Origin of the sequence: Isoptericola sp. NPDC057653 (assembly GCF_042799955.1) — a bacterium.
In the GTDB taxonomy this organism is placed as follows: Bacteria; Actinomycetota; Actinomycetes; order Actinomycetales; family Cellulomonadaceae; genus Isoptericola.
In genome coordinates this window covers 1,808,371-1,823,305 of sequence record NZ_JBHVHP010000001.1, presented here as the reverse complement: position 1 = coordinate 1,823,305, position 14,935 = coordinate 1,808,371, and the positions used below count along the sequence as shown (strand labels likewise).

The following is a 14,935-nucleotide window of genomic DNA, read 5'->3' as shown; positions in this document are numbered from 1 at the left end:
GCCGCTCACCTCCCCGACCGTCGTCGGTCACCGGGCCGCGGGGGCGCCGCGACCGGGATCCAGACGCGCATCGGACCCTCTCCTCGATTGCCCCACACAGCGTAGGGCACCGCCCGCACGGCCACGGCCACCCCCTCGTCGGGCGCGGCGCCGCCCGGCTCCGCCGCGTACAGCGGGAGGCCCGCGGTCGGGCGCGCGCGGCCGGCGGCGAGGAGCGTCGCGCCCACGCCGAACGCGTCGTCGGCCGGGCCGACGCGGACGCCGCCGGCGAGGTCGAGCTCGACGTCGTCGAGGACGACGCCGGGGTGGTCCACCTGCTCCAGGCAGTGCACCACCGGGCCGCGGGCGAGCGCGACGCAGCCGCGCACCGCGTCCACGCGCGGGTGCGCGCGCAGCACGCGGGGCGCCATCGGCAGCACGAGCCGCACGCGGGTGGCACCCGCCGGCACCCGCAGGTAACCGCGCTCGTCGCGGGCCGCCGCGACGTCGACCGTGACGCCGTCCACCTCCAGGCGGGCGCCCGCCACGCCGGCCCAGCCCGGCAGGCGCAGCGCCAGCGGCACCGGCGACCGGGCGTCGGCCGTCAGGAGCACGTCGCCGTCCCACGGGTACCCGGTCCGCAGCGCGAACCGCACGTCCGCCCCTCCGGGGCCCGGCACCGCGAGGTCCGCGTCCGCGAACAGGTGCACGGCCAGGGAGCCGTCGTCGCCGGCGGTGGCGACCATCGTGTGCAGCGTCGCGACCAGGCGGGCCAGGTTGGGCGGGCAGCAGGCGCACGCGAACCAGCCGCGGCGGCCGGAGGCCTGGTACTCGTCGGCGCCGTCGTGCCCGTCGCGCACCTGCAGCGGGTTCGAGTAGAAGAACGCCGTGCCGTCGGTGGCCGCCGCGGCTGCGACCACGTTGTACAGCGCGTGCTCCAGGGCGTCCGCGTACCGCGACTCCCCCGTCGCCAGCAGCATCCGCCAGTCCCACAGGACGCTCGCGACGCCCGCGCACGACTCGGCGTACGCGCGGTCCGGCGGCAGCTCGTACGGGTCGCCGAACGACTCGTCCTTGTGCCGCGACCCCATGCCGCCGGTGACGTAGGTGCGCCGCCCGTGCGCGTCGTCCCAGAGGCGGACGGCGGCGTCGAGCAGGCCGCGCTCGCCGGTCTCCAGGTACAGGTCCGTCACGCCGGCCAGCAGGTAGAGCTGGCGCACCGCGTGCCCGGCCACCTCGGCGGCGTCGAGCACGGGCGTGGCGTCCTGGTGGTACGCCGGCTCGAACGGGCCGGAGCCCAGGCGACCGCGGCCGCGCAGGTCGACCATCCGGCGCGCGGCGTCGCGGTAGGCCGGGTCGCCGGTCTCGCGGTACAGCTCCACCAGTGCCGACTCCACCTCGGGGTGGCCGCAGACCAGGTCCTCCCCCGCCGCCAGGCGCGCGACGACGTCGTCCGCCCAGCCCATCGCGACGTCGAGCAGGTCGTCCTCGCCGGTCGCGCGGGCCCGGGCCACGCCCGCCTGCACCAGGTGCCCCAGCACGTACAGCTCGTGGCCCCAGCGCAGGTCGGCGTACGGCTCGGTGGAGGGGGCCGCCCCGCCGAGCACGTGCGAGTCGAGGTAGCCCGACGGCGCCTGCGCCCGGCGCAGCAGGTCGACGACGCGCCGCACGGCGTCCTCGTGCCGCGGCTCGCCGGCCCGGGCGGACTCCCACGCGACCGCCTCGAGCGTCTTGTGCACGTCCGAGTCGGCGAAGTTGAAGCCGCGGTACGGCCCGTCGTGGTGCTCCGGGTCGGCCGGGTCGAGCAGGCGGCGCAGGTTGTCCAGCGCGCCGGAGGTCTCCAGGGCGTCGAGGCAGTGCGGGACCGTCGCCGCGGCGTTGCGCTCCTGCCACGCGCCGAGGTGCCCGGTGGGCGCCAGCCGCACCGCTCCCGCGGGCAGCGGCCGCGTGCGCGCGGCAGGCAGAGGGCCGCCCACCGGCCCGACGCCGCGGGGCCCTCCCGCCGTCGCCGCGCTCACTTGATCGCCCCGAGCGAGAGGCCGCCCTGCCAGTACCGCTGCAGGCCGACGAACGCGGCGACCAGCGGCACGATCGACACGAGCGCGCCCGTGACCACGAGGTTCCACACCTGCTCGCCGCCGGCGCCCGCGTTCGAGAGCGCCTGCCACTGGTTGATCCCGACGGTCACCGGCAGCAGCTGCGGGTCACGCAGCACCGCGAGCGGCAGGAAGAAGTTGTTCCACGTGGCCACGGTGGTGAGCAGCAGCACCGTCACGACGGCCGGCCGCAGCAGCGGCAGCGCGACGCGGAAGAAGAGCCGCAGCTCCCCCGCCCCGTCCACCCGGCCGGCGTCGAGCATCTCGTCCGGGATCGCGTCCACGGCGTACACCCGCACGAGGTAGACGCCGATGGGGCTCAGCAGCGACGGCAGGATGACCGCCCACATCGTGTTGATCATGCCGAGCTTGCTGAGGAGCACGAACGTGGGGATCGTCAGCGCCGTGAGCGGCACCATGACCGAGCCCAGCAGCATCGAGAAGTACAGGTTGCGGCCGCGGAAGCGGTACTTGGCGAGCGCGTACCCGGCGAGGACCGCGAGCACCGTCGATCCGATGCCGCCCGAGAACGCGTACACGAACGAGTTGCGCAGCCACGTCCAGTAGATGCCGCCGGAGTAGCTGAAGAGCTGGCGCAGGTTGTCGCCGAGGGCGAACTCGTCGTTGAACCACAGCGCGCCGCCGGAGCCCACGAACAGGCCGCTGTTGGACTTGGTGGAGCCCACCACGAGCCACCACAGGGGCACCACGAAGTAGAGGGCCGCCAGCAGCAGGAACACGTGGGAGCCGATGCGGCGCGGCGGCCGCCCGGTCGTCGTCGGCACGGTCGTCGACCTCGTCATCACTTCAGTCCGCTCTGCTTGCGGGTGGCGTACAGGAAGACGTACGACCCGATGAACACGAGGATCCCCAGCGCGAACGCGATCGTGGACGCGTAGTTGAACTGGCTGTAGGAGAACGCCATCGAGTACGCGTACATGTTCGGGGTGTACGTGGTGGGGATCGCGCCCTGCGCGACCGAGCGCAGCACCGTGGGCTCGGTGAAGAACTGCAGCGTGCCGATGAGGGCGAAGACCACGATCATCACGACCGACGAGCTGATCATGGGCACCTTGATCCGCAGCGCGATCTGGCGCGCGCTCGCGCCGTCGAGCCGGGCGGCCTCGTACACGGTCGGGTCCACGGCCCGCAGCGCCGCGTAGATGATGATCATGTAGTAGCCCACCCACTGCCAGGTCACGATGTTGACCAGCGAGGCGAACACGAGGTCGCGGCTGAGGAAGTCCGGCGCCGACAGGCCGAACAGGCCGAAGAGGTCGGTGGCGGGCCCGAACCGCGGGCTGTAGAGGAAGCCCCACATGAGCGCGCCGATGACCGCGGGGATCGCGTACGGCACGAAGACGAGCAGGCGGGACGCCTTCGACAGCCGCGTCGCCAGGGTGTCGAGCACGAGGGCGATCAGCAGGGCCAGCAGGATCTGGACCGGCACCATGACGAGCACGAACTTCCCGACCCGCGCCATGCCCGACAGGAAGTCGGCGTCCGTGAACACGCGCACGTAGTTCGCCACGCCCGTGAAGACGCTCTCGCCGCCGGTGGCGATGCCCTTGGTGTGCAGGCTGAGCCAGAACGCGTACGCCAGCGGCACCAGCAGGAACAGCACGAAGACCACCGTGAACGGGGCGAGGAACAGCCACCCCCACCACTGCCGCCTCGTGTCGAGGCCGGCGGAGGTCGACGCCGCGGCGCGGGTCCTGCGGGGGGTGACCGGGGGCGTGTCGGTGCGCGTCATCGGACCGTGAATCCCTGCTGCTCGGCGTAGCGGACGAGGCTGTCCTGGATGGTGGCCAGCGCCTGCGCGGCGTCCCCGTCGCCCTCGACCATGTCGTAGAGGGCCTGGGTCTGGCGGTCGTAGGCGTAGACCTGGAACGGGCTGAACGTGAAGCCCGGGTACCCGGCGGCCGCGTCGAGGAAGACGTCGCGGTTGACCTGCTGGCCGCCGAAGAACGGGTACCGCCGGTCCACGAACCAGTCGGCCTCCAGGGCCAGGCGCCACAGCGGGAACAGGCCCGCGTCCTCGACGCCGATCGTCCAGGTCGCCTCGTCGTCGAACATCTCCATCGCGACCTGCGCGGCGGCCGCGGGGTCGGTGGCCTGGGAGGTGACCGCGAGCGCGGACCCGCCCTGGTTCACCTGCACCGGGTGCGCCGGGTCCCACTGCGGCAGCGGCGCGGCCCGCCACTCGGCGCCCGAGTCGGCGTCCGACAGGCCCTCGAGATAGCCGGGTCCCCACGCGGCGGCGATGTACACGGCGTAGGTGCCGTCGACGAGGCTGGTGTTGTAGTCGCTGGTGAACGCGTCGTCGGAGGAGACGAGGCCGCGACCGATCAGGTCCTCCCAGTAGGACAGGACCTTGCGCGCCTCGGGGGTGTCGACGTCGATGCCGATCTGCGCGGGCCGTGCGCTGTCGTACTCGAACGGCGCCCAGCCGGCCTGGGCGAACAGCGCGTAGTTGAACGCGCCGCCGTTGGTCGCGTAGTTCGTGATGTAGCCGTCGTAGCCCGCGTCGCGCAGGTCCTGCGCCGCCCGGGCGAACTCGTCCCAGGTGGTGGGCGGCTCCACGCCGTACCTCTCGAAGATGTCGGCGCGGTAGAGCATGCCCACCGGGCCGCCGTCGACCGGGATCGCGTGCACGGCGTCGCCGTCGGACACGTCGGCCCAGGCGCCCGCCGGGAACTCGTCCCGGAGGTCGCCGGCGCCGTAAGGCGCCAGGTCCGTGAGCCCGTCGAGGATCGTGTAGGTCGGCAGGATCTCGGACTCGAGCTGGATGACGTCGGGCGCGCCCGTGCCCGCCTCGAGGGCGGTGGAGAACTTGCCGTACTCGTCGGCGCCCTGGCCGGCGTTGGTCCAGCAGACCTGGACGTCGTCGTGCTCGGCGTTGAACTTGTCGACCAGCTGCTCCACGGCCGGGTACCAGGCCCACAGGGTGACGCGGGTGGCGTCGGGCCGGGTGATCTCGTTGGTGCAGCTCGTGCCGGCGGACGTGCCCCCGCCTCCCGGCGCGCACGCCGCGAGCGTCAGGCCGACCAGCCCGACGGCGGCGGCCCCCGCCGCACGTCGCAGGCTCCTGCGCATGCCGATTCCTCCTCGAGTCGTCGGGCCAGAACCTCCTGGCCCACTGGTGCCGTCCCTGGCGACCGTGGTTGACTCTACATCGTTGTACATGCGTCATCGACACTTCGACGAGGAACGTGAGACCCATGCCCGATCCCCGCACCGACCTGAGCACCTCCCCCCACGCCCGGGTCACCCTGCACCCCGACTTCCGCCGCGGCACCGTGGACCGCCGCCTCTTCGGCTCGTTTGTCGAGCACCTCGGCCGCGCGGTCTACACCGGCATCTACGAGCCCGGTCACCCCGCCGCCGACCCCCACGGCTTCCGCCGCGACGTCGCCGACCTGGTCCACGAGCTGGGCGTGCCGATGGTGCGCTACCCCGGCGGCAACTTCGTGTCCAACTACGTGTGGGAGGACGCCGTCGGCCCCGTGGAGCAGCGCAAGCCGTTCCTCGACCTCGCGTGGCGCACCGTCGAGCCCAACCTGGTCGGCACCGACGAGTTCCTGCAGTGGGCCGAGCGCGAGGGGGTCGAGCCGATGATGGCCGTCAACCTCGGCACCCGCGGCGTCGACGCCGCGGCCGCCCTGGTCGAGTACTGCAACGGCGAGGCCGGCACCCGCTGGGCCGACCTGCGCATCGCCAACGGCCGCGCCGAGCCCTACGGCGTGAAGCTCTGGTGCCTCGGCAACGAGATGGACGGCCCCTGGCAGATCGGCCACAAGGACGCCCACGAGTACGGCAAGCTCGCCGCCGAGGCCGGCAAGGCCATGAAGCTCGTCGACCCCGCGATCTCGCTGGTCGTGTGCGGCTCGTCCTCGATGCAGATGCCCACGTTCGGCGAGTGGGAGCGCACCGTCCTGTCGTACACCTACGACCTGGTCGACCACGTCTCCATGCACGCCTACTACGAGGAGGTCGGCGGCGACCGCGCGTCGTTCCTCGCGTCGGGCACCGCGATGGACCGCTTCATCGACCGCGTCGTCGCCTCCGCCGACGCCGTCGGCGCCGAGCGTCGCAGCGACAAGAAGATCACCATCAGCTTCGACGAGTGGAACGTCTGGTACCTCGAGACCCGCTTCCCGGGCGAGGCCAACCTGCCGATCCAGCGCGACGCCCCGCGCATCATCGAGGACGTCTACTCCGGGCTCGACGCCGTCGTCGTCGGCGACCTCCTGGTCACCCTGCTCAACCACGCCGACCGGGTGCCGGTGGCCTGCCTCGCGCAGCTCGTCAACGTCATCGCGCCGATCATGACCGCGCCCGGCGGCGACGCGTGGCGCCAGCCCACGTTCCACCCGTTCGCGACGACGTCGCGCCTGGCGCGCGGCACCGCGCTCGACGTCCGCGTGGACGCCCCGTCCTACGACACGGCCCGCCACGGCGCCGCGCCGCAGGTCACCGCCGCCGCGACCGTGGACGACGACGGCGCGCTCGGGCTGTTCCTCACCAACCGGTCGGACCGCGTGGTCGAGGTCGAGCTGGCGCACGTCGGCGCGGCGCTCGGGATCGCCGAGGGCTGGCAGATGGTCGCGGACCACGAGCCCGCCGTCGAGGGCCCGGAGCACGCCGCCAAGGTCACCGAGGCGTGCTGGTCCGCCGTCGACGTCGCCGCCGTGGCCGCGCCGTCCGGCACCGGCACCACGCGCGTGCGCCTGGCGCCCGAGTCGTGGACCGCCTTCGCGGGGACGTTCGCCCGCGCCTGACCCGCCCGACCGCCGAACAGGCGGTTGCTCCCGCATTCCGGCCGTTCAGGCCCGGAATACGGGAGCAACCGCCTGTTCGGCGTCGCGGGGAGCGTCAGGCCGGGGCGTACCGCTTCATGACGCGGCCCACGGTCGCGCGCGACACGTCGACCTGCTCGGCGATCTCGCGGTGCGTCAGCCCGTCACCGGCCAGCTCGACGATGCGGCGGTCGCGGTCCGTCGCGGGCGCGTCGTCGGCCTCGGACCCCGGCTGCGTCTCGCGCTCGGCCGTCAGCAGCGCGCCGTCGGCGCCGTCCTCGGACGTCCCGTGCGACGTGAGGAACGCGGACCGCTGGGCGAGCGCGCCCCCCAGCGCCGGGTCGGACTCACGCAGCAGGTCGAACACCTCGACCCGGCGGGTGTGCCCCGTCTCCGGCAGCGGCTCGCGCGTGCCCGGCAGCCCGGCCTCCGCGTCGATGTCGACGCCCGCAGGCTCCGCGGCGTCGTCGCCGGTGTCCCCGGCGTCCGCCGGGACATCGGCCGGGCCGTCCGCCAGGTCGCCCGCGGCGTCGTCCGCGGGGTCGTCCGCGGGGTCGTCCGCGGGGTCGTGACCCAGGTCCTCGCGCGGGTCGTCGAACCAGGCCTCGACGGCGACCTCGTCCGCGCCCGCGGCGCGGGGCCCGCCGCCCTCGACGGTCGGGATCGCGCCCGTGAGCGCCGCCTGGAACTCGTCGGCGAAGGTCGCGTCCGCGGCGGCCTCGTCCACCGAGGTCGCGTCCACCGAGGTCGCGTCCGCCGAGCCCCGGGTCACGACCGGCACCTGGCCGGGCTGCTGCGGCGACGCGGTCACCGCGGTCCCCTGCGCCGCGGCGGCGAGGGTGGCCAGCGACGGGACCGCGGGGGCGGCCGCGAGCGCCGCCCCCGACCCGCCGGCGGACCCGCGGCTGATGCCGCGCTCGACGGAGCTGGCGCCGATGAGGTCGAGCCGGTTCCCGTGCCGCTCGGCGGCCTCGAGCCGCTCCACCCAGACCTGCATGCGCCGCTCGAAGTCCTCGACGGTGAGCAGCTTCAGGGCGGCGTCGCGGGCCGCGCGCTGGTGGCGGTGCGCGACACGCACCTTGCGCATGCCCGCATGGTTGCCGGTGCTGTCGAGCCGCGCGTCGCGCCACACCTCGAGCGCGGTGACGTACTGGTGCACCCGGTGCTCGCGACGCCGCTCGTCGAGGGTGTGCCCGGTGACCAGGTGCCGCTCGCCCACCAGGGCGAGGTGCCACATGAGGGCGGCGACCAGCGGCGGCACGAACCGGAACGCGACCATGTACGGCGTGCTCGCGTCGGGCACGGCGATCTCGTGCAGGGCCGCGAACATGCCGGACGTGCCCGACAGGATCCAGGTCAGGGTGAGGAGCACGCCGTACGGGCGGCCCTCGAGGGCGGCGTTGCGCGCCATGAGGGCGACGGCCACGAGGGAGACCTCGAGGAAGCCGGCCAGGGCGTAGGCCTCGGCCGCCGACATGCCGGCCACCTCGAGGCCGAAGAGCACCATGCCGCTGTAGGCCAGGGCGGTGGCGATGGTCGCGGCGACGACGACCGCGACCATCGGCAGGTGCCGACCGCGGTAGCGCACCGTGGTCCGGGCGGGGCCCGGGGTGTCGGTCGTCTGGTCGTGCTGGGTCACGTCGTTTCCTCCGGGCTGTCGCTGATCTGCGCATATATCAGATCTACGCATATATCAGCATTCGGACGATCCTGGCGTCAACGACGGACGGCGGATGAATCCGCCGCCCGCCGTCCGTCCGAGGCCCGGGGCTACCCCTTGACCGCTCCCCCGAGCCCGGCGCCGCGCAGGAACAGCCGCTGGAAGCCGAGGAACATCGCCACCGGCAGCACGGTCGCGATGGCGAGCGACGCGAGGAAGACGCCCAGGTCGGTCGACGCCTCGATGGCGGGCAGGCGCACGGACAGCGGCTGGATCGCCGGGTCCTTGAGCACGAGCAGCGGCCAGAGGAAGTCCTTCCACGACGCGATCACCGCGAACACGGAGACGACGCCGAGGATGGGCTTGGACATGGGCAGCACCACGGACCAGAACAGCCGGTACGGGCCGGCGCCGTCGACGCGCGCCGCCTCGAAGACCTCCCGCGGCAGCGAGTCGAAGAAGCGCTGCACCAGCAGCACGTTGAACGCGCTGGCGCCGGCCGGGAGCCACACGGCCCAGAAGCTGTCGACGAGCGAGCGGCCCAGCAGCGGCGGGTCGAGGATCGTCAGGTACAGCGGCACGAGGAGCACGACGGCGGGCACGAACATCGTGGACAGCACGAGCGCCTGCACGACGCGGCCGTAGCGCGGGCGCAGCACCGACAGCGCGTACCCGCCCGTCGTGGCGACCACGATCTGCACGAACCACGACCCGACGGCCAGCCACACGGTGTTCATGAAGTAGCGGCTGATCTGCACGTCGTTCCACGCGCGCTCGAGGTTCTCCCACGCGATGCCGTGCGGGAAGACCGCCATCGGCGTGCGGAGGATGTCCTGTGTGGGCGTGACCGCGAACTTCGCCAGGAGCAGCATCGGGCCGAGGCCCACGACGACGAGCAGCACGAGCAGCAGCACGTGCGTGCCGCCCATCCCCCACCGGACCGACGGGCGGCGCCAGTCGGGCCCGGACAGCGCGCCGCGGTCGCCGTCGTCGGACGAGGTGGCGGCGCGACGGCGCGCGGCGCGCGCCGGGCGGGGCCGCTCGGTGGTGGTGAGGGTCATGACGTGCTCCAGGACCGCGTGAGCCGGAAGTAGAGGACCGAGAAGACGGCGAGGACGCCGGCGAGCATGAGCGACAGCGCCGTCGCGGCGCCGTAGTCGCCGCCCAGGCTGTTCTGGAACGCGTACCGGTAGATGAGCAGGAGCACGGTGACGGTGGCGTTGTTCGGCCCGCCGCCGGTGAACAGGTAGGGCTCGAGGAACACCTGCGCGGTGCCGATGACCTGCAGGATCAGCGTGATGAACAGGACCCCGCGCAGCTGCGGCAGCGTGACGTGCCAGATCTTGCGCCACAGGCCGGCGCCGTCCACCTCGGACGCGTCGTACAGCTCGGCGGGCACGCTCGTGAGGGCTGCGAGGTAGATGATCACGGTGCCGCCCGCGCCCGCCCAGGTGGCCGCGAGCACGAGCGACGGCATCGCCCACGACGCGTCCTGCAGCCACGGGTACGGGCCGAGGCCCACCCAGCCGAGGACCGTGTTGAACACGCCGGTGGGCCCGCCCTTGTAGAAGAACTTCCACAGCAGGACGGCGACGACGGGCGGCACCACGACCGGCAGGTACGCGAGCGCGGAGTACAGCCCCCGCCCGCGCCGCACCTCGCGCATGAGCACGGCGGCGATCAGGGGCACGGGGTACCCGAACAGCAGCGCGAGGAACGCGAAGTACAGCGTGTTCTTGACGGCCTTCCACAGCAGCGGGTCGGCCAGGACGTGCCGGAAGTTGTCGAGCCCCACGAACGTCGGGTCGGTGACGAGGTTCGTCTCCTGGACGCTCATGATCACGGCCCGCACGATCGGGAACCAGGAGAAGACCCCGAAGATCAGCAGCAGCGGCAGCAGGAAGACGAGGCTGTGCAGCCCGCCGCCGCGGAGCCAGCTCGCGGGGCCCCGGCGCGGGCGGCCGGTACCGGCCGCCCGCGCGGGTGCGGCGAGGTCGCCGCGAGGAGAGGAGGTGGTGACGGTCACGGTCAGCCCTGGTCGAGCAGCGCCTGGGCCTGCGTGTCCGCGTCGGCGAGCAGGGCGTCGATGTCGGCGTCCTTGTCGGTGAGGACGGCCTGCACGATCGGGTCGAGCAGCGCGTAGACCTCCTGCGTCTTCTGCGAGGGCTCGCCCGCCAGCGGCAGGTCGAACATCGCGTCGGTGAACGCCGTCATCTGGTCGAGCGGCACGTTGACGTAGTCCGCGATCCACTTCTGGTTCTGCTCGTACTGCTCCTGGGAGAACATCGGCAGGACGGGCGTGCCCACGGGCTGGTCGTTCTTGGCAAGGGTCTCGGCGTCGGCGACGGCGCGGTCCTCGTCCACCAGCTTGTTGAGGTAGAAGAAGTCGATCCACTTGATCGCGGCGTCCTTGACGGCGTCGTCGACGCCTGCCGGCACGCCCGCGAGGGTGCCGCCGGTGAGCGTGGCGGCCTCCGGCGCGTCGGACAGCGGGATCGGCGCGAGGCCGTAGGTGTCCGGGTCGACGGCGTTGGTCTGCACCAGGGAGGTGTAGATGTCGGAGCCCGAGGTGAACATGCCCACCTGGCCGGCGGCGAACTCCTGGTTGATGCTCCCCCAGTCGAGCAGGAAGTTGCCGCCCATGGAGTTGTCCTCCCACCGCAGGTCGTGGAGGAACTGGAGCGTCTCCTTGGTGCCCGCGTTGTCGAGGGTCGCGGTCGCCTTCTGGTCGCCGTCGACCTCGACGGTGCGGCCGCCGCGCGCCACGGTCTGGGCGGTGAGCTGCCACCCGCCCGTGTTGTTCTGCGTCATGGTGGCGTAGCCGGCGACGCCGGGGTTGGCGTCCGCGATCTTCTTCGCGTCGGCACGCACCTCGTCCCACGTGGTCGGCGGGCTGTCGGGGTCCAGCCCCGCGGACTCGAACAGCTCCCGGTTGTAGTGCAGCGCGACCGGGTAGGCGTTCTTCGCGGGGATCGCGTAGACGTGCCCGTCCTCGCCGGTCCCCGCCTCGAGGATCGTCGGGTTGAACTGGTCCGCGTACGGCAGCGCCCGGAACTGGGTGTCCATGTCGGCGAGCTGGCCGTTCTCCACCAGACCCTGCGCGTCGGTGAACGGGATCTCGAAGACGTCGGGCAGCGTGCCGCCGGCGAGCTGGGCGGCGAACGTCGTCGCCTTCCACTCGTACTCCTCGGGCTGGACGTCGATGTCGGGGTTCGCCTTCTCGAACTCCGCGACCTGGTCCTCGAAGGCGGCGACCGCCTCCTCCGTGGACCCGGGCAGCAGGGAGACCACCGAGAGGGTGACCTGCCCCGCCGAGTTGGTGCTCTCGTCCTTCGGGTCGCCCCCGCCGGAGCACGCGGCGAGCGCCCCCGTCGTGAGCGCGCCGACCAGGATGAGGGCGGCCGGCTTTCGTGTGGACTTCATCGTCACTCCTTGTCGGTGGAACCGCGGGTGGTGCTGCTGGCTGGGGTCGGGACGGACTGGTCGGGCGCCGGGCTCACGGTCGGAACCAGACGGCGACGTCGGTGGGGACCTGGTCGAGGGCCTCGCGGGGGTCGCCGCTGTGCAGCAGGACCCGGGCGCCGCCGGGCAGCGCGACCGGCTCGGGGCCGAGGTTCACGACGCACACCAGCGCGTCGTCCCTCGCGGCGCCGTCACCCCGGGCGAACGCGAGGACGTCGTCGCCGACGGCGGCCTCGCCCACGGCGTCGAGCCAACGGAACGCGCCGCCGTGCAGGGCCGGCTCGGCGCGGCGGGCCGCGAGCGTGCGGCGGTACAGGGAGAGCGTCGACGCCGGGTCGCCGTCCTGGGCCTCGACGGACAGGTCGCCCCACGACGCCGGCTGCGGCAGCCAGGGCGCGGACCCGCCGTCGGGCCCGAAGCCGAACGCGCTGCCCGCGCGCGTCCACGGCAGCGGCACGCGGCAGCCGTCGCGGCCGGGGTCGACCCCGCCGGACCGGTCGTGCATCGGGTCCTGGATGACGTCGAGCGGCAGGTCCTCGACCTCGGGCAGCCCCAGCTCGTCGCCCTGGTAGACGTACAGCGCCCCGGGCAGGGCCGCGACGAGCAGGGCCGCGGCGCGCGCCCGGCGCAGGCCCGTGACGAGGTCGGTCGGGGTGCCGAACCGCTTCGCCGTGAACGCGAACGACGAGTCCTGACGCCCGTACCGCGTCACCGGGCGGGTGACGTCGTGGTTGGACAGCACCCACGTGGCCGGGGCGCCGACCGGGGCGTGCGCGTCGAGGGTCGTCGTGACCGACTCGCGCAGGGCCTTCGCGTCCCACGGGCGGGCCATGAAGTCGAAGTTGAACGCCGTGTGCATCTCGTCCGGGCGCAGGAACCGGGTGAACCGGGCCGTGTCCGGCAGCCACACCTCCCCCACGAGGACGCGCGGCTCGTCGTACGAGTCCGCGACGGCCCGCCAGGAGCGATAGACGTCGTGCAGCGCGTCGCGGTCCACGTGCGGGTGCTCCCCCGGGCCCGGGTGCTCCGGCACCTCGGGCAGCTCCGGGTCCTTGACCAGCAGGGCGGCGGAGTCGATGCGGATGCCGGCGGCGCCCCGGTCGAACCAGAACCGCAGGATCTCCTCGTGCTCGCGCCGCACGTCCGGGTGGTCCCAGTTGAGGTCCGGCTGGGAGGGGGCGAAGAGGTGCAGGTACCACTCGCCGGGGGTGCCGTCCGGGTTCGTCGTGCGGGTCCAGGTGGTGCCCTGGAAGTCCGAGACCCAGCGCGTGGGCAGCTCGGCGCCGCCCTCCCCGCGCCCGGGCCGGAACCAGAACCGCTCGCGCTCGGGCGAGCCGGGCCCGGCGGCGAGCGCCGCGCGGAACCACGGGTGCTCGTCCGAGACGTGGTTGGGCACGACGTCGACGATCGTGCGGATGCCGAGCTCGCGGGCCTCCGCGATGAGCGCCTCCGCCTCGGCGAGGGTGCCGAACTGCGGGTCGATCGCGCGGTAGTCGGCCACGTCGTACCCGCCGTCCGCGAGCGGCGACACGTACCAGGGGGTGAACCAGATCGCGTCGACGCCCAGGTCCCGCAGGTACCCGAGGCGGCTGCGCACCCCCGCCAGGTCCCCCGTGCCGTCGCCGTTCCCGTCGGCGAACGAGCGCGGGTAGACCTGATAGATCACCGCGCTGCGCCACCACTCGGCCTCGTACCCCGTGCTCACCGATGAGCCCCTTCCACGTCGTCGTCGATGAGCAGGACAGTAACCAGGCGACGTAGACCACGCAAGAACTCGACAGGGCTGTTATCAAACCGCGACCATCGGCGCGCAGAAACTCCCGCGCACGCGAACGGCCGGCCGGGCGGCGAAGGCGGCCCGACCGGCCGTGGCGCGGTGGTGGTGAGGGAGGAGGGGGGTCGGTCAGCCCCCGGCGCGCGGGGCGGCCGCCGTCGAGCGCCGCACGACGAGCTCCGGCTCGAACAGCAGCTCGTCGCGCGACACCGAGGCGCCGGCGATCATGCTCGCGAGGATGTCCACGGCGGCGCGCCCCATCGCGTCGATCGGCTGCCGGACCGTGGTCAGGGCCGGGTCGGTGGAGTTCATCAGGGCGGAGTCGTCGTAGCCGACCACCGAGACGTCGCGCGGCACCTCGAGCCCGGCGCGGCGCACGGCACGCACCGCGCCGAGCGCGAGCGGGTCGGACGCGCACAGGATCGCCGTCGCGCCGGCGTCGAGCAGGCGGCCCGTGGAGGCCTGGCCGCTCTCCAGCGAGTACTGGCTGTGCACCACCAGCTCGTCGGGGAGCTCGACGCCGTGCCGCTGCGCGAAGGCGCGGGCGGCGGCGAGCTTGCGCTCGGAGGGCACGTGGTCGCTCGGGCCCAGCAGCAGGCCGATCCGGGTGTGCCCCATGGACACCAGGTGCTCGAGCGCCTGGTGCGTCGCGACCAGGTCGTCGCACGACACGTGCGGGAAGTCGAGGCTCTCGATGGAGGCGTTGATGAGCACGACGGGCAGGCTCAGCGCCTGCAGCCGCTCGTAGTGGGCGTGGTCCGCGTCGCGCTCGGCGTAGAAGCCCCCGGCGAAGATGACGCCCGAGACCTGCTGGCCCAGCAGGAGGTCGATGTACTCGGCCTCGGAGATGCCGCCCGCGGTGCGGGTGCACAGCACGGGCGTGAAGCCCTGCTGGGCGAGCGCGCCGCCCACCACCTCCGCGAACGCGGGGAAGATCGGGTTGGCCAGCTCGGGCAGCACCAGCCCGACCAGCCGGGGCCGGTCGCCGCGCAGCTTGGTGGGCCGCTCGTAGCCCAGCACGTCCAGCGCGGTGAGCACGGCGTCCCGCGTCGCCTGCGACACCCCGGGCTTGCCGTTGAGCACCCGGCTGACCGTCGCCTCGCTGACCCCCACCTTCGCGGCCACGTCGGCCAGTCGTCTCGACATGCCTCGACTGTACACGCGA

Annotated in this window: 11 protein-coding genes; 1 reads left to right on the top strand and 10 read right to left on the bottom strand. The window is 73.3% G+C overall.

What is annotated here, in order from left to right; translation table 11 throughout:
* Positions 1–5: 5 nt before the first annotated feature.
* From ACFU9A_RS08220 to ACFU9A_RS08205, 4 genes are read right to left on the bottom strand one after another with little or no spacing between them, the layout of a single operon-like run.
* Positions 6–1,955, bottom strand: a complete 1,950-nt coding sequence (locus ACFU9A_RS08220; RefSeq protein WP_430574740.1) for a glycoside hydrolase family 127 protein — start codon at positions 1,953–1,955, stop codon at positions 6–8.
* A 38-nt stretch (positions 1,956–1,993) separates the two neighbouring features.
* Positions 1,994–2,860 (bottom strand): carbohydrate ABC transporter permease, encoded by an 867-nt coding sequence (locus ACFU9A_RS08215; RefSeq protein WP_430574739.1) that lies wholly within the window; start codon positions 2,858–2,860, stop codon positions 1,994–1,996.
* A gap of 17 nt (positions 2,861–2,877) precedes the next feature.
* Positions 2,878–3,828 carry a carbohydrate ABC transporter permease gene (locus ACFU9A_RS08210; protein WP_430574738.1) on the bottom strand — a complete coding sequence of 317 codons (951 nt, stop codon included), beginning with the start codon at positions 3,826–3,828 and terminating at the stop codon, positions 2,878–2,880.
* Entirely contained in the window at positions 3,825–5,171 is a 1,347-nt protein-coding gene (locus tag ACFU9A_RS08205) for an extracellular solute-binding protein (protein WP_430574737.1), read from the bottom strand. The genes ACFU9A_RS08210 and ACFU9A_RS08205 overlap by 4 nt, the downstream gene beginning before the upstream one ends.
* Positions 5,172–5,296: 125 nt before the next feature.
* Between ACFU9A_RS08205 and ACFU9A_RS08200 the strand changes: the two genes are divergently transcribed.
* Positions 5,297–6,856 carry an alpha-N-arabinofuranosidase gene (locus ACFU9A_RS08200; RefSeq protein ID WP_430574736.1) on the top strand — a complete coding sequence of 520 codons (1,560 nt, stop codon included), beginning with the start codon at positions 5,297–5,299 and terminating at the stop codon, positions 6,854–6,856.
* Positions 6,857–6,950: 94 nt separating this feature from the next.
* Here ACFU9A_RS08200 and ACFU9A_RS08195 read toward each other — a convergent pair whose 3' ends face one another.
* The 6 genes from ACFU9A_RS08195 to ACFU9A_RS08170 all read right to left on the bottom strand — a co-directional run bounded on the left by ACFU9A_RS08195 (position 6,951) and on the right by ACFU9A_RS08170 (position 14,916).
* Positions 6,951–8,513, bottom strand: a complete 1,563-nt coding sequence (locus ACFU9A_RS08195; protein WP_430574735.1) for a hypothetical protein — start codon at positions 8,511–8,513, stop codon at positions 6,951–6,953.
* A gap of 131 nt (positions 8,514–8,644) precedes the next feature.
* Complete coding sequence (locus ACFU9A_RS08190) at positions 8,645–9,595, bottom strand: carbohydrate ABC transporter permease (protein WP_430574734.1); 951 nt, start codon at positions 9,593–9,595, stop codon at positions 8,645–8,647.
* On the bottom strand, positions 9,592–10,560 hold the full coding sequence (locus tag ACFU9A_RS08185; protein ID WP_430574733.1) for a carbohydrate ABC transporter permease: 969 nt from the start codon (positions 10,558–10,560) through the stop codon (positions 9,592–9,594). The genes ACFU9A_RS08190 and ACFU9A_RS08185 overlap by 4 nt, the downstream gene beginning before the upstream one ends.
* 2 nt (positions 10,561–10,562) lie before the next feature.
* Complete coding sequence (locus ACFU9A_RS08180) at positions 10,563–11,957, bottom strand: extracellular solute-binding protein (RefSeq protein WP_430574732.1); 1,395 nt, start codon at positions 11,955–11,957, stop codon at positions 10,563–10,565.
* A gap of 73 nt (positions 11,958–12,030) precedes the next feature.
* The gene (locus tag ACFU9A_RS08175) at positions 12,031–13,701 is read right to left on the bottom strand and encodes a glycoside hydrolase family 13 protein (protein ID WP_430574731.1); all 1,671 of its coding nucleotides are present in this window, start codon (positions 13,699–13,701) and stop codon (positions 12,031–12,033) included.
* Positions 13,702–13,899: 198 nt separating this feature from the next.
* The gene (locus ACFU9A_RS08170) at positions 13,900–14,916 is read right to left on the bottom strand and encodes a LacI family DNA-binding transcriptional regulator (protein ID WP_430574730.1); all 1,017 of its coding nucleotides are present in this window, start codon (positions 14,914–14,916) and stop codon (positions 13,900–13,902) included.
* Positions 14,917–14,935 lie beyond the last annotated feature (19 nt).

Coding starts and splice junctions, on each gene's coding strand:
- ACFU9A_RS08210 (WP_430574738.1), bottom strand. CDS start 3,828: ATGACGCGCACCGACACGCCCCCGGTCACCCCCCGCAGGACCCGCGCC.
- ACFU9A_RS08205 (WP_430574737.1), bottom strand. CDS start 5,171: ATGCGCAGGAGCCTGCGACGTGCGGCGGGGGCCGCCGCCGTCGGGCTG.
- ACFU9A_RS08200 (WP_430574736.1), top strand. CDS start 5,297: ATGCCCGATCCCCGCACCGACCTGAGCACCTCCCCCCACGCCCGGGTC.
- ACFU9A_RS08190 (WP_430574734.1), bottom strand. CDS start 9,595: ATGACCCTCACCACCACCGAGCGGCCCCGCCCGGCGCGCGCCGCGCGC.
- ACFU9A_RS08180 (WP_430574732.1), bottom strand. CDS start 11,957: ATGAAGTCCACACGAAAGCCGGCCGCCCTCATCCTGGTCGGCGCGCTC.
- ACFU9A_RS08170 (WP_430574730.1), bottom strand. CDS start 14,916: ATGTCGAGACGACTGGCCGACGTGGCCGCGAAGGTGGGGGTCAGCGAG.